The 21,121-nt window shown below is 53.6% G+C and carries 19 protein-coding genes; 14 read left to right on the top strand and 5 right to left on the bottom strand.

Annotated elements, in window-relative coordinates; all coding sequences use genetic code 11:
• Nucleotides 1-4: 4 nt before the first annotated feature.
• Nucleotides 5-1,228 carry an amidohydrolase family protein gene (locus BLQ17_RS16520; RefSeq protein ID WP_092224838.1) on the bottom strand — a complete coding sequence of 408 codons (1,224 nt, stop codon included), beginning with the start codon at nt 1,226-1,228 and terminating at the stop codon, nt 5-7.
• 109 nt (nt 1,229-1,337) lie between these two features.
• Here BLQ17_RS16520 and BLQ17_RS16515 point away from each other — a divergent pair, with 109 nt between their 5' ends.
• A complete protein-coding gene (locus BLQ17_RS16515) occupies nt 1,338-2,348 on the top strand; it encodes a YheT family hydrolase (RefSeq protein WP_218121823.1) in 1,011 nt (336 codons plus the stop codon).
• A 53-nt stretch (nt 2,349-2,401) separates the two neighbouring features.
• Here the strand turns inward: BLQ17_RS16515 and BLQ17_RS16510 are convergent, their stop codons facing one another.
• Nucleotides 2,402-4,222, bottom strand: a complete 1,821-nt coding sequence (locus BLQ17_RS16510) for a cation:proton antiporter (protein ID WP_245695202.1) — start codon at nt 4,220-4,222, stop codon at nt 2,402-2,404.
• Nucleotides 4,223-4,431: 209 nt separating this feature from the next.
• On the opposite strand from BLQ17_RS16510, the gene metC reads away from it, so the two are divergent.
• The 5 genes from metC (at nt 4,432) to BLQ17_RS16485 (ending at nt 9,945) form a co-directional block, all read left to right on the top strand.
• A complete protein-coding gene (gene metC / locus BLQ17_RS16505) occupies nt 4,432-5,592 on the top strand; it encodes a cystathionine beta-lyase (RefSeq protein WP_092224834.1) in 1,161 nt (386 codons plus the stop codon).
• A 35-nt stretch (nt 5,593-5,627) separates the two neighbouring features.
• Nucleotides 5,628-6,791, top strand: coding sequence for a mercury methylation corrinoid protein HgcA (hgcA, locus tag BLQ17_RS23440; protein WP_252405646.1), 1,164 nt, complete (start codon nt 5,628-5,630; stop codon nt 6,789-6,791).
• A gap of 14 nt (nt 6,792-6,805) precedes the next feature.
• Nucleotides 6,806-7,099: a mercury methylation ferredoxin HgcB gene (gene hgcB, locus BLQ17_RS16495; RefSeq protein WP_092224830.1), complete on the top strand. Its 294-nt coding sequence runs from the start codon at nt 6,806-6,808 to the stop codon at nt 7,097-7,099.
• 119 nt (nt 7,100-7,218) lie between these two features.
• Complete coding sequence (locus BLQ17_RS16490) at nt 7,219-8,097, top strand: NAD(P)-dependent oxidoreductase (protein WP_245695199.1); 879 nt, start codon at nt 7,219-7,221, stop codon at nt 8,095-8,097.
• Between the two features lie 72 nt (nt 8,098-8,169).
• Nucleotides 8,170-9,945, top strand: a complete 1,776-nt coding sequence (locus tag BLQ17_RS16485) for a tRNA modification radical SAM protein MnmL/YtqA (RefSeq protein WP_176761276.1) — start codon at nt 8,170-8,172, stop codon at nt 9,943-9,945.
• 27 nt (nt 9,946-9,972) lie between these two features.
• Here the strand turns inward: BLQ17_RS16485 and BLQ17_RS16480 are convergent, their stop codons facing one another.
• Nucleotides 9,973-10,836, bottom strand: a complete 864-nt coding sequence (locus tag BLQ17_RS16480) for a hypothetical protein (protein ID WP_092224826.1) — start codon at nt 10,834-10,836, stop codon at nt 9,973-9,975.
• A gap of 138 nt (nt 10,837-10,974) precedes the next feature.
• Entirely contained in the window at nt 10,975-12,003 is a 1,029-nt protein-coding gene (locus BLQ17_RS16475; protein ID WP_092224824.1) for a tetratricopeptide repeat protein, read from the bottom strand.
• 116 nt (nt 12,004-12,119) lie between these two features.
• Here BLQ17_RS16475 and BLQ17_RS16470 point away from each other — a divergent pair, with 116 nt between their 5' ends.
• Nucleotides 12,120-12,659: a rhodanese-like domain-containing protein gene (locus tag BLQ17_RS16470; protein WP_092224822.1), complete on the top strand. Its 540-nt coding sequence runs from the start codon at nt 12,120-12,122 to the stop codon at nt 12,657-12,659.
• A 28-nt stretch (nt 12,660-12,687) separates the two neighbouring features.
• Here the strand turns inward: BLQ17_RS16470 and BLQ17_RS16465 are convergent, their stop codons facing one another.
• Nucleotides 12,688-13,032: a hypothetical protein gene (locus BLQ17_RS16465; RefSeq protein WP_092224820.1), complete on the bottom strand. Its 345-nt coding sequence runs from the start codon at nt 13,030-13,032 to the stop codon at nt 12,688-12,690.
• A gap of 210 nt (nt 13,033-13,242) precedes the next feature.
• On the opposite strand from BLQ17_RS16465, the gene BLQ17_RS16460 reads away from it, so the two are divergent.
• The 7 genes from BLQ17_RS16460 to BLQ17_RS16430 all read left to right on the top strand — a co-directional run bounded on the left by BLQ17_RS16460 (nt 13,243) and on the right by BLQ17_RS16430 (nt 21,092).
• On the top strand, nt 13,243-14,199 hold the full coding sequence (locus tag BLQ17_RS16460; RefSeq protein ID WP_092224819.1) for an RluA family pseudouridine synthase: 957 nt from the start codon (nt 13,243-13,245) through the stop codon (nt 14,197-14,199).
• A 38-nt stretch (nt 14,200-14,237) separates the two neighbouring features.
• On the top strand, nt 14,238-15,284 hold the full coding sequence (tdh, locus tag BLQ17_RS16455) for an L-threonine 3-dehydrogenase (protein WP_245695197.1): 1,047 nt from the start codon (nt 14,238-14,240) through the stop codon (nt 15,282-15,284).
• 3 nt (nt 15,285-15,287) lie between these two features.
• A complete protein-coding gene (locus tag BLQ17_RS16450; RefSeq protein ID WP_092224817.1) occupies nt 15,288-16,529 on the top strand; it encodes an aminotransferase class I/II-fold pyridoxal phosphate-dependent enzyme in 1,242 nt (413 codons plus the stop codon).
• Complete coding sequence (locus BLQ17_RS16445; protein WP_092224815.1) at nt 16,520-17,290, top strand: 4'-phosphopantetheinyl transferase family protein; 771 nt, start codon at nt 16,520-16,522, stop codon at nt 17,288-17,290. Before BLQ17_RS16450 ends, BLQ17_RS16445 begins: the two co-directional genes overlap by 10 nt.
• 35 nt (nt 17,291-17,325) lie before the next feature.
• Entirely contained in the window at nt 17,326-18,114 is a 789-nt protein-coding gene (locus BLQ17_RS16440) for an alpha/beta fold hydrolase (RefSeq protein WP_092224814.1), read from the top strand.
• Between the two features lie 223 nt (nt 18,115-18,337).
• Nucleotides 18,338-19,417, top strand: coding sequence for a uroporphyrinogen decarboxylase/cobalamine-independent methonine synthase family protein (locus BLQ17_RS16435; RefSeq protein ID WP_092224812.1), 1,080 nt, complete (start codon nt 18,338-18,340; stop codon nt 19,415-19,417).
• Nucleotides 19,418-19,454: 37 nt separating this feature from the next.
• Complete coding sequence (locus BLQ17_RS16430) at nt 19,455-21,092, top strand: fatty acid--CoA ligase (protein ID WP_092224810.1); 1,638 nt, start codon at nt 19,455-19,457, stop codon at nt 21,090-21,092.
• Nucleotides 21,093-21,121 lie beyond the last annotated feature (29 nt).

The raw sequence follows: 21,121 nt of genomic DNA, 5'->3' as shown, positions 1-21,121 counted from the left end.
ATTATCACTTAGCAACAACGTTTTTATATGGATTTTTCCGGTACATCTCGCATGAAACGCCATCGATATATATATCTTCCAGATAAGACAACTTCCTCGGCAGCTGTGCAGGGGTGCCGCGGCAGACAAGGAAGCTCGCGTGCTTGCCTTTTACCAACTCCCCGAAACTGTCGATTCCAAGCAGTGAAGCTCCCACGGAGGTGGCCGATCGTATAATTTCAACCAGTGAATATCCGGCCTTCTTGAACAATTTCATTTCTTCCACCATGGATTCTCCATGAAGCACGCCAAGGCTTCCCGCATCCGTACCCATAGCCACCTGAACCCCGAGCTCCCTTGCATATGCCAGCTGTTCCAGCTGATGTTCCATATTCCCGGCAATAACCCGATGATCGACGTTTTGCGCCCCCGGTGCCAGGTTTGTACCATACGCTTTCATGGTGAACACGGTGGGGCACCAGAAGGTGTTGCGGTCAGCCATCCGCCTGAGATTCTCTTTACCCATGAAGAATCCGTGCTCTATGGAGCAACAGCCCGCCTCAACAGCCGTTCTCACAGGCTCCCGACCGTTGGCATGAACCATGACTTTCTGGTTATTGGCGGCGGCAGCGGCCACCAGTTCCGTTATCTCCTCTGCTGTAAACTGGGAGCTGGTCTCTTTGCCGAAAACCATCAGGCTGTTTAGTCCCGAATTCACCAGCTTGACAAATTCGACGGGCTCCACATTTTCCAGGTACGCCTTGGCCAACCTTTCCGCACCGTTGCTCCGGCCGATAAGCGCACCGTACCGTTTTTCCCGGTGCCATGCCCTGCCCGACACAGCCAGGTTCACCAGGGGATGCATCTCGTTTTCCGACCTGAAGCGGAGGACAAAACCACCCCTGTCGCCCCCGTCGCGCACTCCGAGAACACCGTGGCTGAACAGGTGGTGAAGATGCTCCCTTATCACTGGCTTGAGCTCACGATACCCCGCACTCAACTGTTTTCTGCGAACCTGCTCATCGGTTGCAGCCGACATAAAAAGATGAACATGACAGTCCACCAGCGGCGGCAGTATGGTGCAGTAGCTCAGGTCGACCACGGCACGGTCGTTCAGGGTTGTGTCCTGGTAAGCCGGATCGACAGACTCTATATATCCGTTTTGAATTTTCAGTACGACATTTTCCTGCACCGGACCTCCGGCACCGTCAATGAGCCAGCCGACCCGAACAAAAGATGTCTCCGTCATGATATCGATCCGTGGTATGAGAAAATAAATTCCATTTTATAAACAATATGATAACTATAACGCTAAGAGAACTCCAGTCAATCAGGGCAGGGTGAGCAATGACTGCCGATTGAGCATTTTACTTTTCAGCCAAACTACCAGTACCATGACGGCACCATACAACCCTCCTCTGCTGCTTCGCAATTGCAATCTGCAGACAACGCTTGCCAGTTTTACGCCGCGAAAAATCCTCGCTTGCCTGAGCAGCAGGGAGCTGGTCAAGGCAAGCAAGGAGGTTATCCTTGAGTGCAAAAATGGAGTACGGCTGCTCGGATCATACAGCCACAACCCGGAAAACAGCCGGGGAACGGTAACCCTTATCCATGGATGGGAAGGGAGCATGGAGTCGGCCTATATCCTGTCCGCAGGAACCCACCTCTTCAACAAGGGATTCAACATCTTCAGGCTGAATCTCAGGGACCACGGACCAAGTCACCACCTGAACAGGGAGCTGTTCAACTCCACCAGGCTTGACGAAGTGGTCTGCGCCATCGTCCAGATCCAGAAACAGTTCCCATCCGATCATCATTTTCTGACCGGCTTCTCCCTTGGCGGCAATTTCGCCTTGCGAATCGCTGGGAAAGCACCGGTCCCGGGACTTTCCCTGACTAGAACAGCGGCAATCTGTCCCCTGATAAATCCTGCCGCGGCGACGGAAAATATTGAAAAGAACCATGCAATCTACCACTATTACTTTGTCCGGAAATGGAAAAAATCACTCACCCGAAAGCTCGCCTTTTTTCCGGAACTGAATTACCGCAAGAGCTTGCTGCAGTTAACCAGACTCTCCCTGATGCACGATTATTTCGTCCCCCGCCACACAGGCTACGCTACCCGCCAGGAATATTTTGGTGCCTACCGGATAACCGGTTCCCTGCTCGGCAATCTTACTCATCCGGTACAGATAATAGCTGCCGCAGACGATCCGATAACCACCGCTGACGAGCTGGACCATCTTGCCGACCTGCCAAACCTCACCCTGGAAATAACCCCTTTCGGCGGCCATTGCGGATTTCTGCAGGATTATCGTCTGAGCAGCTGGATAGACGGGCGGCTGGAACAAATTTTCACGCTCAGATAGCCGGGGCAACGCGTTCCTATATGGTAAATGACGACGTAAGTTGCCGAACTTGCTCACGCGCTGCTGCCATCAGTTCGATCCGCTTTATTTCTAATAAGCGCGATCACCTTCCACCCCGGTTCGGGTTTTATTTTATTGTGGTGTGTGACAATTCTGATTCTGTCTCTGGTGTCTATAAAAAACAGCACAATAGCGTTGTCTTGATGCAGTGCCAGATATTCATCGTAGGAGAACCGGTCGCTCAACCCGGTAGTGCGGATCTGCCCCTGGCTTTCAAGGCATGAGGCGAGTTCTTTATAGCTCACCTCGGTGCCAAAAAGTATCTGCCCCCTCCTCTGGGTCATGGAATTATTATCTTTTCTCCCCTTGTTCTTCCCCGTATCAAGAGCATAGACGTTGTTTTTGCCGAACTCGAGGCGATAGTGCATGACCGCCGCCGTATTCTCACTCTCGTTGGGAGCAAGTCCCAGCATTTTCCCCGTACCGGAAAAATTCATGTGTCTGTCGAAATAGACGGAAACGGGGTGCCCGGAGAAGCTCTTCAACCCTTCTCCCCTTGCCTTCATCACCTTTTGCCGGTCTGGATCGACAAGCTGAACCGGGAAACCGTTGTCCTGCAGGACCTTCCCTATTTCCCTCGCAACAAGGTTGGCTCCGACAATCAGAAAACCCCGTGGTTCGGGAAGGGCAACCCCCAGCCATCTCGCAATCGGCCTTGAGGTGACAGACTGCAGCGAAACGGTTCCTATGATCACCACAAAAGTGAGGGGCACCAGGTAACCGACATCATCAAACCCGGCAGCTTCCAGGCGAATGGCAAAAAGGGAGGCGATGGCTGCAGCGACGATTCCCCGCGGCGCTATCCACGCAAGAAGATGACGCTCAGGCCAGCTCAGCTGCGAGCCGATGCTGGACAGTATCACATTTACCGGACGGGCGACAAACTGAACCGCCACAAACACGAACAGCGCTTCCCAGCCGATAGCCGAAAACGCGGTAAAATCCAGGCGGGCGGCGAGCATTAAAAACAGCAGGGAAATAAGCAGAACACTAAGACTCTCCTTAAATTCGAGTATCGCTTCAAGGTCGATGTCCTTCATGTTGGCAAGCCACACCCCCAGCACCGTAACCGCCACCAGCCCCGATTCCGGCTGAAAACTGTTGGCCGTGACAAAACAGATGAATACCAGCCCGAGGGTGGCGACATTTTGCAGGAATTCGGGGATAAGATGATTCCTGAGCATCAACCCGAACAGATAACCGCCGACGGCACCGCTTGCCCCCCCCACGCCGATAATCCCGGCAAAAGCGGCAAAGGTATGGCCCCAGGCCTCCCGGCCGCCCCCGGAAATGATAAATTCATAGACAACAACCGCAAGAGACGCTCCGACGGAGTCGATAACAATCCCTTCCCAGCGAAGGATATTGGCCACCTTGGCGACCGGCCTCACGGTTCTCAGCAGAGGAGCAATAACGGTAGGTCCGGTTACGACGGTAATGGCTCCGAACAGAAAAGCGATTTCCCAGGACACATCCAGGGCGAAGTGCGCCGCGGCTGCTGAAATAAGCCACGTAACCGCCAGTCCAAACGAGAGCATATTGCGGACCACCTTCTGCAGCCCCATTATATCCCTGAATCTCAGTGTCAGGCTGCCTTCAAAAAGGATTATGGCGACACTGAGTGAAACAAACGGTGTAAAAAGATCCCCAAGAAGTGTTTCCGGGTTGAACAGTCCTGATACCGGACCGGCGAAAATTCCCGCCGCCAGGAGAAAAATTATGGCGGGCAGCTTCATCCACCAGGCAATCCACTGGCAGAGGATACACACCGCAAACGAACCGGCGATAACCGACAGGATTTCCTGGTAACTCAATGATCGACACCCCTATTCTCATCGTTTTAACGGATCTTGGTTTTTTGGCAACTCCCGGATCATCTTAACATAACCGCCACCCTGGGCCGTACAATCTTTTTCTGTGTCCGCAATCCTCACTCAACTTTTGTTGCACCCGGCAGCAGCAGTCATTACAGTGTCTGTCTGTGAATTCAAAAACAACATTTTTCGTATCCGGGTTATCCTCCATGAAACAACAGACAAGGCTCATCTCCACCATCTGGTCCGAACGCGACAACAGCTGCGCCAAAACCATCAACCCTCCCATTTACCGGGGCTCGACCGTACTTTTTGACAGTTACCGGGATATGGTGAACGCCGGCAAGAATCAATATGAAGGCATTACCTACGGCACCGACAGACTTCCCACCCAGCGCCAGTTCGAGGAAGCGATGCGTCTGCTCGAGGGCGCGGTGCTCACGCGCATTTTCCCATCGGGCATAGCGGCGATCCAGAATGCTCTGATGGCCTGCACCAGAAGCGGGGACCATATTCTCGTCTGCGACAACGCTTACGGACCCGGACAGCGGTTCTGTCGGAAAATACTGAAAAAATTCGGCATCGACCACACCCCGATTCCCGCCAATGCGGGGGGTGACATCGAACGATACCTGCAACCGAATACGGTATTGATTCTCCTTGAATCCCCGGGATCGCAAAGTTTCGAGCTACAGGACATCCCGGCTATAACCGAAATAGCCAGAGAAAGGGATATAATCACCATGCTCGACAATACCTGGGCAACCCCGCTGTTTCTGAAACCGTTCGATATCGGCGTTGATATCACCATCCATTCCCTGACCAAGTATATTTCCGGCTACTCGGATCTGCTGGCGGGCTCGGTTTCAACCAACGAAAAACTGAGCCCGGTGATCGACAAATACTATAAGACTATGGAGATATACACCCCCGCCGAAGAATGCTACCTCGCGCTCCGGGGCATGCATTCTCTTGAGCCGCGTCTTCTGCAGCACCAGCAGTCGGCACTTACGGTTGCCCGATGGCTGGAGAATCACCCGCTGGTGGACAAGGTCCTCCATCCGGCACTTGATTCCCACCCGGAGCACCATATCTGGAAACGTGATTTCACCGGATCTTCCGGACTATTCAGCTTTACCTTTAAAAAAGACTATTCCGAGCAGCAGCTGGCACAGTTTATCGACGCGCTTCGCCTGTTTCATCTCGGATACAGCTGGGGCGGATACAAAAGTCTTGTAACCGCCGGCAAACTGAGCAGGGCTACCGAATGCCGCTATAAGGATAAAACCATCATCCGTCTCAACATAGGCCTTGAGGCGTGCAGCGACATCCTTGAGGATCTGGAGCAGGGGCTTTCCAGACTTTCGTAAAATGATTATTTTGTATTGTTAACAAGAGGTACGGCATGAACAGTTTTTTACAACAGCACATTGAAGCGTCCCCCGTCGCCAACCGGCCGCAGATACCCCCGGAGGTGACCGGAGAGACCTGCTGAGGCCCCCCTTCACCTCCACGGTCCGGTGGAGATGAAAAGGCAGGTTACCGGCTTCTTCCTTTTGTCGACCGGTTTATCGATACCGCTTGCGGTCCGGTACCTGTTGTCGCAACGACGCTCTCCCGCCGCGACCTTCTCGGAACAATCGGTGCGCGCACCGGATTTACCAGAGACGGCTACAGCGTCACCCCCGGGCTCTACTGTACCGGCAGTCCCGATGAAAATTCCCCGGTACTGGTTACGGCGAACTACAAGCTCAGCTTCGATTCCCTCAGGAAAGAGCTTGGTTCACTGAGTTGCTGGCTGCTGATAATCGACACCAGGGGCATCAACGTCTGGTGCGCCTCGGGCAAAGGTACTTTCTCCGCAGAAGAGATAGCCTACCAGATACAGCGGTGCGGACTGATCCACGTGGTCAAACATCGGGAACTCATCCTGCCCCAACTCTCAGCCAACGGGGTAGCCGCGCACAACCTGCATAAACTGAGCGGTTTCTCCGCCAAATTCGGCCCGATCAGGGCTTCGGACCTGGTGCTGTTTTTGCAGCGGGGCAAAGCTGATGAAGCAATGCGCAGCGTAACCTTTTCCCTTGCGGAACGGGCGGTGCTCATCCCCCTTGAAATCTGCATGCTTTGGAAACAACTGGCCATCGCCTGTGTTCTGTTTTTTGTCCTCTCGGCAATCTCTCCGGAAATTTTCAGCCTCAGGGCCGGTCTTGAACGATTTTCCCTTCTGATTTATGCAACCCTGACTGCGGTTGCCGCCGGAGCCGTCGTCACCCCGCTGCTGCTGCCGTGGATCCCTGCCCGTCAATTCTGGCTCAAGGGTGCAGTTGTCGGCGCCCTGCTTGCGTTTTTGTATCTCGCGGCAGTTGCCGGGCGACCGAACAGTTTCGAACTCTTGTCAATGTTTCTGTGGATCTGCGGATGCTCGTCCTATCTGGCAATGAACTTTACCGGCTCAACGGTCTTCACTTCTCTTTCCGGAGTCAAAAAGGAGATGACAAGAGGGCTCAAGTTCCAGCTGATCTGTACGGCGGCAGCTGTCATCTGCTGGGTTGCGGCACCATTTTAGCAGGAGTAACGACAATGAAGACATTCAGATACCTTGATAATACCGCGATTCTGCACCTGACACAAGAACAGTGCATCGGCTGCGGCAACTGTGAAATCGTCTGTCCCCACAGAATTTTCAAGGTGGTTGAAAAAAAAGCCCGCATCACCGATAAAAACAGCTGCATGGAGTGCGGAGCCTGCGCCAGGAACTGTCCGGTCGGCGCAATCTTCGTCAACCCTGATGACGGCTGCGGCTGCGCCGCCTATATCATTAACAGCTGGTGGAACAGGTTAAGAGGCAAAAGCAACTCCCCCTGCGGCTGCTGAACATTTCCCCGGTGCCTGTTTTTTTTAAGGTTCCACAGTTTATCGATTTTTATTGTTACCATGTTTCTGGTATTATTTTTTTCGCAACCATTTAATCAACCTGAAAGGAGCAGATACTCGTGAAACCTGTCGGAACTGATACTACCGTTGGATTTATCGGCATTGGCGTAATGGGAAAATCGATGGCGTCGCACCTTCTTGAAGGCGGTTTTTCCCTGAATGTCTACAACCGCACCAAAGACAAGGCAAAAGAACTGATCAAGCGGGGCGCGCACTGGTGCGACAATCCGGGCAAGGTCGCATCAGACTCGGATGTTGTCATCACAATCGTTGGCTACCCAAGCGACGTTGAACAGATATACCTGGGCGATGACGGAATCCTTCACCACTTGAGCCCGGGAAACATCGCGGTGGACATGACCACCTCCAGCCCGCAGCTGGCCGCCCGGATTTACCACAAGGCAAGGGAAAAAGGGGTCGCCGTGCTCGACGCGCCGGTCTCAGGAGGTGATATCGGGGCAAAAGAGGGGAAACTCTCCATCATGGTCGGGGGAGACGAAGATGTATTCAATGCAGTTATGCCGATTTTCTCCCTGATGGGCAAAAACATTGTCTACCAGGGCAGCGCCGGAAGCGGACAGCACTGCAAGATGGCGAACCAGATCGCCATCGCCTCCACCATGCTGGGGGTTTGCGAATCGATCCGATACGCCGAAAAGGCAGGGCTCGATCCGGGTACGGTTCTTGAAACAATTGCATCCGGAGCAGCAGCTTCATGGTCGTTGAGCAACCTTGGTCCGCGGATTATAAACGGCAACTTCGAACCCGGATTTTACGTGAAGCATTTTATCAAAGATATGCGGATCGCCCTTGAATCATCAGAAGAGATAGGATTGTCCGCCAAAGGGCTGGCTCTTGCAAAATCCATGTATGAAGAGCTTGCCGAACAGGGAGGCGAAAATTTCGGCACCCAGGCGCTCTACAAGAACTATCTGTAGCAAGAGATTTTTCCGGAAAATAATCATCAAAGTCAAACCTGGTGCCGGTAGATGCACCGGCGACACCAAGCAATGAGCCTGAAACTCGATATCTTCGAATACCGCGACTACCTGCAGAAGAGCTACGGTGAAATCCTCTACCGGGTGCCTATCGATGCCGGCCTGGGCTGCCCCCATCGCCGGAGCGATAACAAGGGCGGCTGTACCTTCTGTCCGGAAGACGGCGCAAGAGCCGTCCAGCTTGGCGATGCTGAACAGATCGAGGAGCAGATCGAAAAAGGCGTCCGGTTTGCGCAAAGACGATACGGGGCCACCGCGTTTATGGCATATCTGCAGGCTTTCACCAACACCTTCAGCTCTGTGGAACAGCTCGAAGAGCTGGTGAAAAAAATCTGCAGCAAACACAACTTCAGGGCGATCGCCTTCGGCACCAGGCCCGACTGTCTGCCCGACGAGGTTGTGGACTTTCTCAGGACACTGAACAACAGGCTCGATGTCTGGATTGAGCTGGGGGTCCAGAGCTGTCACGATAAAACGCTCAAGCGCATCAACCGGGGACACGGCTGGAAAGAGAGTTGCGAGGCGATCATAAAGCTTCACCGCGCGGATATTTCGGTTGCCGCACATCTTATTATCGGGCTTCCGGGCGAAGGTCTTGAGGAATATCTGCAGACCGTAAAAAAGGTGGCCGCACTTCCCATCGATGCGATAAAACTGCACAACCTCCACATCCTGGAAGGAACAAAGCTTGCCGACGAGTATCGTACGTCCCGGTTTGAAGTGCTCTCTGAGCATGAGTATGCGGAAATCCTTCTCCAGCTGCTGCCCCAGATCCCGGAACAGATCCCTATCATAAGGCTGACCACCGACAGTCCGCCGTCAGGACTGCTGGCCCCGCAATGGTCGATGTCAAAGGGACAATTCCGTAAATATCTGGCAACGCAGATGCGTGCAAGAACCGTCGCCCAGGGCTGTGCGCTCCGCGACAACTCAGCCGCTTCAGTCAGGCCGCCATCCACCGTGCAGGACAGGGCGGTGGTGACCGAAGACAGCTCGGTAACCTTTTACAACAAGAGAGTAAAAGAGCATTACCACACCCTGGCCGGAGCCAGGTCGGAAGCGGAAAACAAGTTCTGCACGCCTTCGGGACTTGAAGAAAAGCTGAAAAGAGATCAAACAGTACGAATCCTCGACATCTGTTTCGGGCTCGGATACAACAGCCTGGTTTCATGCGAGCTGGCAATCGAGAATTCGGCAGCCCTGGAGATAACGGCGCTGGAGCTGGACCGCCAGGTGGTGGAAAGAGCCGCCAGAGAGATACGAATGAAAAACAACCTGTTCGACTGGAACAATTGCCTGGATATCCTGTGCCGGGACGGCCGCTGGCAACACCGCGGATGCTCCATAGAGCTTCTGTGGGGAGATGCCCGCTACACGGCGACCAGGGCAGGGGCGAATTTCGACTATATCTGGCTGGACGGTTTTTCAACGCAGAAGAACAGCGAACTCTGGAGTGTCGATTTTTTCCGCACCCTCTATCCCCTGCTCAAAAGCGACGGCCTTCTTCTCACCTACTGCGCGGCCATTCCGGTCCGCTCCGGTCTTATGCAGGCAGGTTTTCATGTGGGAGAGACAGAACCTTTCGGCAGGGAGCGGAGCGGAACAATCGCATCTCCGAACCAGTCGCTGATCACCCGAGAACTCCCCGAACGGGACCTGCACCTGATCAACTCAGTCAAGGGAATCCCCTACAGGGACCCGTCAGGGACAAGGACCAACAAGGAAATTCTCCGGGCCCGGGAATATGAAATTCTCCGGGCCAAAGGTGCAGGTGCAGGAAAACAGTGACAACGGAGTAAGCGGTTTCGTGACCGATTAATTCTTTCCTTTGCCACCGCCTTTGCCGTTACCGTTGTTTCCTTTGTCGCTGCCTCCGCCCTTGCCGTTGTTTCCTTTGCCGGAGCTATCTCCTTTGTCTGCTCCCCTGCCATTATCGCCACTGCGCTCACCTTTGGAGCTGTTGCCCCTCGCCGCCTTATCGGCTCCGGTCACGGAAGATCCGCCTCCGGAGAGTCCCTTGCCTTTATCCCGGGAATGCAGACCATATTTGCCTGCTCCCGCGCCATGCACTGCCTCTCCATCCTTCCGGCCATACCCATGACCGGGGGTTCCGCTGGTGTCCAGCTCGGTTGCGGCGGCCAGTTCGTCATCGGGTATGTCAACCGCAAAACCTTGGTCCACGTTCTTATAGTGGCCGAGCCCGAGCCGGCCGGGATGAACCCCAAGTTCATGGGCTATCTGTCCCCAGCCCATGTGCTCTTCTTGCCGCATCTCCCTGATGTCGGCCTCAACCTGAGCGGCAAGCTCTTCACGCATTGACTCATCATAAGCGGTGGGCTCAGTTGCAGTCGCAGCCAGGGTTTCACTGACGGCGTCATCGGTCAGGCCATCAACATACGATTTGGCCAGATTCTCGGTGCGGGCCGCCTCCGCCGGACTGCCAAAAGCAGTCCCCGCACCGAGATCGTCACCGGTTGCATCATCGGATCCGTCATCGGGAGTGCCGTCGTCGTTTTCGCCAGCCCCCCCATCATCACTGCCACCATCAGGTGTCGAGCCACCGTCCTCAACATTGGTTCCGTCATCGACACCGTTCTCAGCCGTTACGATATCGATCGTTCCCAGCGAAATCAGCAAAACACAAAGCAGACCAACCACCATTTTTCTCAGTGCGTCCATAATTTTTCCTCCAGAAACAATATGGGTAATTTCCCGGCAACTATTCATCTGTTATGTCACTCTTATTATTTATCAGGTTCTTCAAAAAAGCGGAAGAACTTTTCCCGCCTTGCCAAGACCGATTTTTCGGCACAGGCGTCAGGTTTTCTTGTTTTTTTCCGCTTTTATATATCTTTTTTCATCCGCCCCGGTTACCACAAACCGCACCGACTCGTCTATCGTCAACCTTTTCTTCAGTACCACTCTGGACTCGGGAACGTCGAACCAGCTCACCTCAATCCGTCTTGCCGCTCCCAACTGCGGAAATTTCTTACAGAGATAGCTGCGCAGGGCAAGGGCTCTTTTTTTTGCCAGTTTATTATCGTTCTTCTGGTAAACCTCAATCTGCAGGGTACCTTGGCGCATCTCCGACAGGATCGTACCGACAATATCAAGAGACTCTCTGGTATAGTCAAGAAGCTCATCCTTGAAGGGAACAAAGCCGACATCGGTCAGGGTTACCACCCTTCCCCCCAGGTTATGGTTCCGATAGGAATAATTTTCCAGTGTGTTCAACCTGTCCGCCGCAAGGTTCGCGAATTTTCCGGCAGGATAAGAATCGAGATACAAAAGCCAGGCAATCCGCTCTTCCGGACTACGCCCTAGTTTTCTGAGAATAAAAGCTCTGTTGTATAGGGCCTGGGCATGGTGGGGGTTGAGGTCGAGCGCTTGCTGATACCTGGCAAGACTCTTTTCATGCTCCCCCGCCTTGAGCAGATTGTGGCCCAGGTAGACAAGGGCTCCTACATGGTTTGGGTCCAGCTGCAGCACCCTGATATAACTTGCTCTCTCTTTGGCAGGATTGTTGTTTTTGCCGTATGCCACTCCCAGCCAGAAGAGGCAATCCCCGCTCTCTGGCCTGCCGAGCGCCGCTTGCTGCAAGTGAGAAAGAGCCTCACCGTACTGTTTTTCCGCCAGCACCATACGACCGTAATAGTAGTGAGCCTTGGCATTTCCCGGGTCCTCATCCAGTATCCTGCGAAAAGAGGAAGCACCCTGCGTATAGGTTTGCTGCTCCAGATAATATTCAGCCATGATATCGTACTTGAGTGAAGAACCAAAATTTTTCACCCCACCACATCCGGCCAACAGCAACACAACCCCAATCCCCGTCAGAAACAGTCTCATCGGTATCCTCAGCTTTACAAAAACACGTGAACTTCCTATTTATGGTGAGAGAGACGTCAGTGTATCATTGTCGTTTGACAATGCAACCTTTCAAGCCAAAAATAAAATAATCGAAAATGCGAGTCTACCCAACCCTGGCAGTCTGTCAAGCAAAATACTTTCCCCACTTCGCCGTCATCCTGGTGCTGTCGGCCCTGCTGTCGGGTTTTTTCTTCTCCAAACCGAGCTGGCAGCAGATAAACCGGGCAATCGACCGTAACTACCCCGAAGTCAGCGATATCGGCAGCGACAGTCTCAAGCACCTGCTCAACTCCCGGCAAGCGGTAACCATAATAGATGTCCGGGGAAAAAAAGAATACCGTGTAAGCCATCTTCCGGGAGCGATCCATAGCGAGGATCCGACGGCGATCCAGTTGCCCAAAAGCAGTACCATCGTGGTCTATTGCTCGGTAGGGATACGATCCGCCGCATTTGCCAGGAGCCTGATTGGGCGCGGCTACAAAAAAGTGCACAACCTCCGTGGGGGCATCTTCGAGTGGGCCAACAAGGACTATCCCCTGTCCAGAAACGGGGCAAGGGTCCACGCCGTGCATCCATACGACAAAAACTGGGGCACGCTGGTACGGCCCGAGCTGCACGCAACCGAGCTGCAGTGACCCTTCTTTTATCCAGATGCCCCCCGGCCTATTTCGGGTCTTCGTAAAAGATATACGACGTCGAGTAATCGCTGAATTCGAAATAGACCTTTTTTTCATCCTTGTCGGCGACACCGTTCATATTGGCATCAAACACCCCGTAACCGAAGCGGTAGGGCCGTTCCGATTTATTGCCGGTAGCCGAAGCCGTCGTCAGTTTATCAATTTTCATGAATCGCTTTACCAGCTTGTCGCCGGCATAAACTTCGAGAATCCCGTCAGTACCGGTCCAGTTCTGGATGGAGCGCCCTATCTTGTTTTGGGTTTCCTGGGTACAGCCGGAGAAAAACATTATGGTTCCGGCAGCAATAACCAGACAGAACATCTTCTTCATCGCTTCCTCTTCTTGTTTGGCGACACCGGGTAACCCGCTGTCTTTTACAATAAAACATGGCAAATTTGCCGAAATAAGATAAACATTGGCCCCGTTTTCTCAAGCAAAAAACGCAGGCTGGACAGCCGGCACAAAAACAGTGAACTTTTTCGCAAACCGGTTACCATGGTTCCATTGTGCCATGCGCCGGGGAAAAACAGGGGAACGTAAATGATACACCGCTTTACCATTGCCGACACGGCGAAAGGGGTCCGTCTTGACAACTATCTTGCCGAAACTATCGATGAGTTGTCCAAGAGCGCCATCCGCAAGATAATAGATCTCGGCGGCGTGCATATAGACGGCAAAAGAGTGCGTAAATGCGGCAGACAAATGGTTCTGGGTGAAAAGGTGGAACTCCATCACGACAACCAGCCCCTGGAGCCGTTTCGCATCGCACCGGAACACATCGTTTTTCAGGACAAGCATCTCATCGTCCTGAACAAGCCGGCGGGCATAGAATGTCAGCCCACCCCGTCGCGATACAAGGGAACCCTCTATGAGGCCCTGCAGATATGGCTGGACAGGGATACGCGGTTCGGCCGTAAACTGCACATCGGGATGTCCCAGCGGCTCGACCGCAATACCAGCGGCCTTATCGTCTTCTCCATCCATCCCAATTCCCACAAAGGACTGTCCCACCAGATACAGCAGCGCTCAATGGGCAAACACTATCTCGCCCTTGTCGAACACCGACCCGATCCTCCGCAGGGCACGATTCGCTCCTTTCTCGCCAAACAGCGGCGGTCAAACGTCATGAAATCGGTGCAGCAGGGAGGCAGGGAGGCGATCACCCACTACCGGGTGCTCACTTCCTCTTCCCGCCTTTCACTCGTTGCGGTCCGGCTCGAAACGGGGAGAACCCACCAGATCAGAGTTCACTTTAGTGAAGCGGGCTGCCCCCTTGCAGGAGATATCAAGTATGGCGGCACACGCTCGATAGCCGGGATCACGTTCAACCGCCAGTGCCTCCATTCCTGGAAAATCGACATGCTCCACCCGGTCACCTCCGCGCCACTTCACTTCACCGCCCCAATACCCGACGACATGGCGCTCCAGGAGCTGGATGCTGCGGGTGAGGTTCACCCGCCGTTGCATACACTCAAGCCAGGAGATATAATTATCTAAACGAAAACAGTAAACAAATCCTTACCGGAGAGCTGCCCATGGAGACGATGAAAGCGTTGGTGAAGGCAAGAGACGAACAAGGATTGCGGCTTGACGAAGTTCCCATACCGGTGGTTGAGAAAAATGATGTGCTCATCAAGATCCTGCGCACCGCAATCTGCGGAACGGATCTGCACATTTACAACTGGGACGACTGGGCGAGGCAAACCATTCCCACCCCCATGGTGATAGGCCACGAATTCGTAGGACGAGTGGTCGGGGTTGGGGACAATGTTTATGAATTCAAGACCGGCGACCTGGTTTCGGGCGAGGGCCACCTGATCTGCGGCCATTGCCGGAACTGCCTTGCCGGCAAGCGCCACCTGTGCAAGAACACCGCCGGGGTGGGAGTCAACCGTCCCGGATGCTTCGCCGAATATCTCTGCATCCCCAACAGCAACGTCTGGGCCTGTGATCCCTCAATAGCCCTTGACGTCCTGGCCTGTTTCGACCCTTTCGGCAATGCGGTGCACACCGCGCTTTCCTTCGACATACTGGGCGAAGATGTTCTTATAACCGGGGCCGGCCCGATAGGCTGCATGGCCGCCGCCGTGGCACGCCACGCCGGTGCCCGCCATGTGGTAATTACCGACGTCAACTCCTATCGACTCGAACTCGCACAGAAAATGGGCGCCACCCGCACCGTAAACGTGGCCCGCGAAAATGTGAGCGACATTCCTAACGAACTGCAGATGAAAGAAGGTTTTGACGTGGCGATGGAGATGTCCGGCAATCCGGCGGCGCTGGGCTCGATCATGGCCAATATGCGCCATGGCGGCAATATCGCGCTGCTCGGCATCATGCCTGACAATACCATGTTTGACTGGAACACCGTGGTCTTCAACGGGTTGACCATCAGGGGGATTTATGGCCGGAAAATGTATGAGACCTGGTACAAGATGACCTCGATGATCCAGACAGGACTCGATATCACTCCACTTATCACTCACCATTTCCATTACACCGATTTTCAGGAAGGTTTCGCGGCCATGCGCAGCGGAGAATCAGGCAAAGTGGTGCTTACCTGGACCGAAGACGAGGACTAGAAAATGTCACTGCAACAAATTGACGCAACGTTACAAAGGGAATTACAGCAGCTCGCGGAGCAGGGCCGGGCCAAACCCAGGGAAAGAGTTATTACCGACTACGTTCCCGCAAAAAACGGATCGGGACCGCGCTACCGGCTGGAAGGTCAACAAGGATTATTCATCAGGATGAACTCGAATTCCTACCTCTCGCTTGGCAACCATCCCGCGCTGATTGCCGCCGCCGACGAAGCGACCCGCAGGTTCGGCACAGGCCCCGGAGCGGTCCGCTTTATCGACGGGACCTATTGCCATCACACCGCCCTTGAAAAACGAATTGCCCTCTTCATGGACAAGCCTGCGGCAAAAATTTTCAACTCGGCCTACACTGCAAACTGCGGCCTGGCACTGGCCATAAACAGTGCGACAACCCTCTGGGCAGGAGACCGGCTCAACCACAACTCGATCATCAGGGCCATGAGGATCTGTGGTGTTCCCGGGGAGAACAAGGCCATCTTCAACCACAACGATGTGCAGGACCTGGACCGGTGTCTTGACAGCGCCGCTCCAGGAATAACCCGGGTCATCGTCGTGTTCGACGGGATTTTCTCCATGCGTGGAGACTTTGCGCCAACCGACAGAATCCTGCAGGTAATAGAAAAACACAAAGACAGGTTTGCCGACGGCATCATTTCGGTAATAGACGACTCTCACGGGATCGGGGCCTACGGCAAGACAGGGCGGGGCACAGCCGAATTCTGCGGTGCCGCTCCGGATATCATAGTCGGCACCTTCGGCAAGGCCTTTGGCGTAAACGGCGGTTTTGTCTGCACCAGCGCTACCATCGTCGAGACGATACGACAGAAAGCCGATACCTATATTTACACCAATCCACTGAGCATGGCCGATTGCGCGGCCGCAACCAGAGCCATCGATATCTGCGACAGCAAGGAGGGACTCGACCTGCTGAAGACATTGAACAGGAGAACCCGGCAGTTCCGGGAAGGACTGGAACAAATAGGACTGGAAACCATTCCCGGTCCCCATCCCATCGTTCCGCTGCTGGTCCGGGATACAATGCGAACCCGGATGCTGGTAAATGGCCTTTTTGATCATGGTATACTTGCCGTGGGCCTCACATTCCCGGTGGTTCCCAAAGGGGACGAAACCATCCGCTTCCAGATAAATTGCGCCCATACCAAAGCTGATATCGATTATGTTCTTGAAATCATGGCAAAGCTTGTTAAAAAACAGGGATGCAAATAAAATCGATATCTTCAGACGAGCTCCATATCTGGCTTCTGCCTGCAGAAGACCGAAATATTTCACCGCTGTCCGAGCAGGCGGCGTCGACTGTTCTCAAGGGGCAGGATCTTGCGAGATACAAGCATTTCAAGGTGGAGCGCAAGAAACTCGAATTCCTGTTTTCAAGGCTGCTCCTGCGTCACCTGCTCGACACCTATTTCGCGGGCGATAAAGCTGATATCACCACCACAGCAGACGAACTGGGCCGGCCCTACTGGATATATGGCGGCAGAAGACTCGACCTCTTCTTCAGTCTCTCCCACACCAGGGACTTTATCTGCTGCGCTGTCAGCAGGGAGGAGAAAACGGGATGCGACATCGAACTGATAAGACCCAGAGGCTCAGAGCAAAGACTTGCGGAGAAGGTCTTCAGCGCAAGGGAACACCAATTCTACCTCAACCTGGCGCCACAGGGGAGAAGACTCTTTTTCTACCGCTCGTGGACCCTGAAGGAAGCCTATGTCAAAGCTGTTGGCCAGGGACTCAGGGTGCTTCTGAGATCGCTTGATTTTACTCATCTGGTCCCCCCCGGGGAGCCGGTCCTTATACCACCTGATCGTCTGGGACACCTCTCTGCCGCCCCCCCTTCCTGGATGTTTTTATCGCAACCTGCAGGTGGCAGCCATATTTTTTCCTGCGCGACCATGGCATCCGGCAGCAGGGTGACGTTTTTCACCACCGATACCAAAACCCTTTACCACAACGCGATCGGCAACCTTTAAATTCAGTTTTTACCTTTAAATATTAACCATTTATCATGAACAGCAGAAAAGATTATGTGATCGAGGGAGAGGGAGAGCCGGTAGTGTTGCTCCACAGCTCCATGCAGACCAAGGCGCAATGGCACCGGCTCACAGCCCTTTTAAAGCAAGACTTTCGCACCATTGCAGTTGATCTCTACGGGTATGGCGAGGGAGAGTTTCCCGAGGATCGGGAAAATTTTTCCCTCAGCCGTGAAGCCGAAAGAGTAAAGACGATCATCGACGAAACAATCAACGGAGACCCTTTTCACCTGGTCGGTCACTCCTACGGCGGAGCAACCGCCCTCAAGCTGGTGACAAGACAGGCCCATCGCATCAAAAGCCTGGCACTTTTCGAGCCTGTTGCCTTCCACCTGCTCCACCGGGAGGATCCGATGCGAACAGAACTGGACCGGCTTGTATTGCAGATATGCAGGCTGCTCGACGATAACGACAGCTCCTCTGCCACCAGGACATTTATCGACTTCTGGAGCGGTAACGGAACCTACGACGGCCTCAAAGACGAACAGAAGATTTTTTTTGACACCCGTATACAAAAAGTCGTCCTGGACTTTCAGGCGGCAACGCAGGATACGGCGAGAGCCGCCGATTTCAGTAAGCTGCAGCTTCCCGTCTGTATGATTGCGGGCCACCGGAGTCCGCCTCTGTCCCGGCGTATCGCCCAGATTCTAAGCGACCGGCTGCCCAATGTGCAAATATCTTATGTTTCAGGAGGCCACATGTCACCGGTCACCAACCCAGAAGAGGTCAACCCGATCGTCGCTGAGTTCATAAGAAATTCCTGACAACACCGCCACGGGCTTTTTTACCCCGGTTGCAGCCGGTACCGCCAAGCAGCCGGCTCCATGGTCTGGCAATATTCTCAAGAGATATTAAGTCGATAGGAAATACAACGAAGTTGCCAGAATGGAGGCAAAAAGCACTTGATGAAAGCGTTTAACACTTGGTATTAAAAAAAATTACAGATCGAGTCACGCCCAACATTGTTGTCAGGAGCAGCAAACAATCATGATACAGACAAACTGTCATCCGATTCTCATCGGCAGCCTTCCACATTCCACCCATGCAGAAGCCGTTCGCCTGGTGCTGCGTCATTGTCCGCAAATTCCTCTGTGGCCGCAATTACCGCAACAACCACGAGAAGGAATGGTCCGGCAGTTCCTTACGGGCTTTCCCGGACTCACCGAGGAAGGAAAGAATTATCGGATAGACACCGAAGGTGATGATTTTGCAGCGGAGATGGCATCCTTTTACGAGGACTATTTCCTCTGCTCTGAAAACCCTTCGGCTCTCAACCATTCACGTTTTGCCCTCGACCATGATGCGGCGGCCGGTTTTTTCGCCCTGCTCGATGCGCTGGAAACCCGTGAGCATTCTTTTATCACCCTGAAGGGCCAGATAACCGGACCGGTGACCGCGGGAACAGGGCTGCGCGACACCCGGGGCAACGCAGTCATTTACGACGACAACCTGCGGGACATGATGGTGAAGCATCTGGCCTTGAAGGGAGTGTGGCAGATAAAAAATCTGCACCGCTTTACCGGCTCCGCAAAACCAATAATCTTTATCGACGAACCGGGAATCGTAAGTTTCGGTTCCACAGGTTTTTCTGGTGTCACCAGGGAGATGGTAACACAAAGCGTCACCGAAGTAATAGAACATCTCCACTGGGCCGGGGGGCTTGCGGGAATCCATATCTGCGCCAACGGCGACTGGACGCCGGCTCTTGCCTCGCCTGCCGACATTATCAGTTTTGACGCCTATTTTTACTTTGACAATTTCATTCTCTACAAAGAGCCGCTGACCGATTTTCTCAAACGCGGCGGAATCCTTGCCTGGGGCATTGTGCCCACCTCCGATCCGCAGGTGGTAGAACGGGAAAACAGCCTGTCACTTTTTACCAGACTGCGGCAACAGCTGGCCACGCTGTCAACTTTCACCATCCCGGAAAGACGGCTCATATCACAGATTTTGATAGCCCCGTCCTGCGGAACCGGTTCACTGAGTCCGGAGCTTGCTGAAAAAGTACTGACAATGACCGGCGAAGTCTCGCAAATGGCAAGGTCTTATTACCAATCACCAAAATGACATTGATTCCGGAATATCCGGAAAAAGGAGAAAAAACATGCCTGACAACCTGATCCCAAGGACCCCGTCCGCTTACGCTTATCCGCTGCTTATCAAGAATCTTCTGTTCGCGCCGGTGGCCGACAACCCGGACCAGGAAATAATCTATGCAGACCGGTTTCGGTTCACCTATGCCGAATTCAAACAAAGGGTTGCAAAACTTGCCAATGCCCTCACCGATCTTGGAGTCAAGCCGGGTGATACGGTGGCTGTGATGGATTGGGACAGCCATCGCTATCTTGAATGTTTTTTTGCCGTTCCCATGATAGGCGCGGTACTGCATACGGTAAACGTGAGGCTGTTACCCGAACAGGTCATCTACACCATCGACCACGCGGAAGACGATTTCCTGCTGATAAACAGTGATTTTCTTCCGCTAATAGAGAAGATCAAGGGCAGGCTCAACACCGTAAAACACTTTATCGTACTCCAGGACAAGGAAGAACTGCCAAAAACATCGATCACGCTTACCGGGGAATATGAAGCGCTGGTAGGTGCCGCTTCGGACCAGTTTACCTTCGAGGATTTTGACGAGAACACAAGGGCCACAACCTTCTATACCACCGGCACAACCGGCATGCCCAAGGGAGTCTATTTCAGCCACCGCCAGCTGGTGCTGCATACCCTCTGCACCATGACGATGCTTGCAACGTCGGCAGAGCAGGGCCGTATTCATCAGCAGGATGTCTATATGCCGATCACGCCCATGTTCCACGTCCATGCATGGGGGTTTCCGTACATCGCCACCACCATGGGAATCAAACAGGTCTACCCCGGCAAATATGTCCCGGCCAATCTGCTCCAGCTCATAGACCGGGAAAAAGTCACCTTCTCGCACTGCGTCCCCACCATTTTGCATATGCTGATAACCAGCCCCGAATTCGCCACAACCGATCTGTCAAACTGGAAGGTTGTCATCGGCGGCGCTTCCCTGCCCAAAAAACTTTGTAAGAGCGCAAGGGCAAAGGGCATAGATATATTTACCGGATACGGGATGTCGGAGACCTGTCCGGTGCTCACCATCGCCCATGTCGGCAATCAGGACCTGGACGAGGACGCAGAAATCGAAAGGCGCTGCAAAACAGGTCGGCCCCTTCCGCTGGTACAGATGAAAATATTGGACGACAGGATGCAGGAGGTGGAACCGGACGGAACAGCGGTGGGAGAAATTACTGTTCGTGCCCCGTGGCTCACCCAGGGATACTGGAAAGGCATAAGAAATTCAGAAAACCTCTGGCACGGCGGCTACCTTCATACCGGTGACGTCGCCAATATCGACGCCAGAGGTTACGTCAACATTACCGACAGGATAAAAGACGTTATCAAGATTGGCGGAGAATGGCTCTCGTCCCTTGAACTCGAGGACATCATCAATCTTCACGAAAGCGTCTCGGAGGTCGCGGTAATCGGGATGGAGGATGACAAATGGAGCGAAAAGCCCCTGGCCCTGGTGGTTGTCGACCAGACGGCTGAGGCGGTTGACGCAAAAAAGATCATCCAGCACGTAAAAGCCTATATCGACAAGGGACTGATGAACAAGCTTGCCGTACTGATGAAGGTAAAATTCGTCGACGCAATCGACAAGACCTCGGTCGGCAAGACCGACAAAAAGCTGTTGCGGGAAAAGTACCTTTAACCGAGGTTCACCAGCAATTCAGCAGGAAA

This window comes from Desulforhopalus singaporensis (assembly GCF_900104445.1).
GTDB lineage: Bacteria > Desulfobacterota > Desulfobulbia > Desulfobulbales > Desulfocapsaceae > Desulforhopalus_A > Desulforhopalus_A singaporensis.
This window is presented reverse-complemented; position numbering and strand designations above follow the sequence as displayed.

Bases quoted from the DNA above. Each gene is read 5' to 3' on its own strand.
- BLQ17_RS16520 (WP_092224838.1), bottom strand. From the start codon at position 1,228: ATGACGGAGACATCTTTTGTTCGGGTCGGCTGGCTCATTGACGGTGCC.
- metC (WP_092224834.1), top strand. From the start codon at position 4,432: ATGAAACAACAGACAAGGCTCATCTCCACCATCTGGTCCGAACGCGAC.
- hgcB (WP_092224830.1), top strand. From the start codon at position 6,806: ATGAAGACATTCAGATACCTTGATAATACCGCGATTCTGCACCTGACA.
- BLQ17_RS16485 (WP_176761276.1), top strand. From the start codon at position 8,170: ATGAGCCTGAAACTCGATATCTTCGAATACCGCGACTACCTGCAGAAG.
- BLQ17_RS16480 (WP_092224826.1), bottom strand. From the start codon at position 10,836: ATGGACGCACTGAGAAAAATGGTGGTTGGTCTGCTTTGTGTTTTGCTG.
- BLQ17_RS16475 (WP_092224824.1), bottom strand. From the start codon at position 12,003: ATGAGACTGTTTCTGACGGGGATTGGGGTTGTGTTGCTGTTGGCCGGA.
- BLQ17_RS16470 (WP_092224822.1), top strand. From the start codon at position 12,120: ATGCGAGTCTACCCAACCCTGGCAGTCTGTCAAGCAAAATACTTTCCC.
- BLQ17_RS16465 (WP_092224820.1), bottom strand. From the start codon at position 13,032: ATGAAGAAGATGTTCTGTCTGGTTATTGCTGCCGGAACCATAATGTTT.
- BLQ17_RS16460 (WP_092224819.1), top strand. From the start codon at position 13,243: ATGATACACCGCTTTACCATTGCCGACACGGCGAAAGGGGTCCGTCTT.
- tdh (WP_245695197.1), top strand. From the start codon at position 14,238: ATGGAGACGATGAAAGCGTTGGTGAAGGCAAGAGACGAACAAGGATTG.
- BLQ17_RS16450 (WP_092224817.1), top strand. From the start codon at position 15,288: ATGTCACTGCAACAAATTGACGCAACGTTACAAAGGGAATTACAGCAG.
- BLQ17_RS16445 (WP_092224815.1), top strand. From the start codon at position 16,520: ATGCAAATAAAATCGATATCTTCAGACGAGCTCCATATCTGGCTTCTG.
- BLQ17_RS16440 (WP_092224814.1), top strand. From the start codon at position 17,326: ATGAACAGCAGAAAAGATTATGTGATCGAGGGAGAGGGAGAGCCGGTA.
- BLQ17_RS16435 (WP_092224812.1), top strand. From the start codon at position 18,338: ATGATACAGACAAACTGTCATCCGATTCTCATCGGCAGCCTTCCACAT.
- BLQ17_RS16430 (WP_092224810.1), top strand. From the start codon at position 19,455: ATGCCTGACAACCTGATCCCAAGGACCCCGTCCGCTTACGCTTATCCG.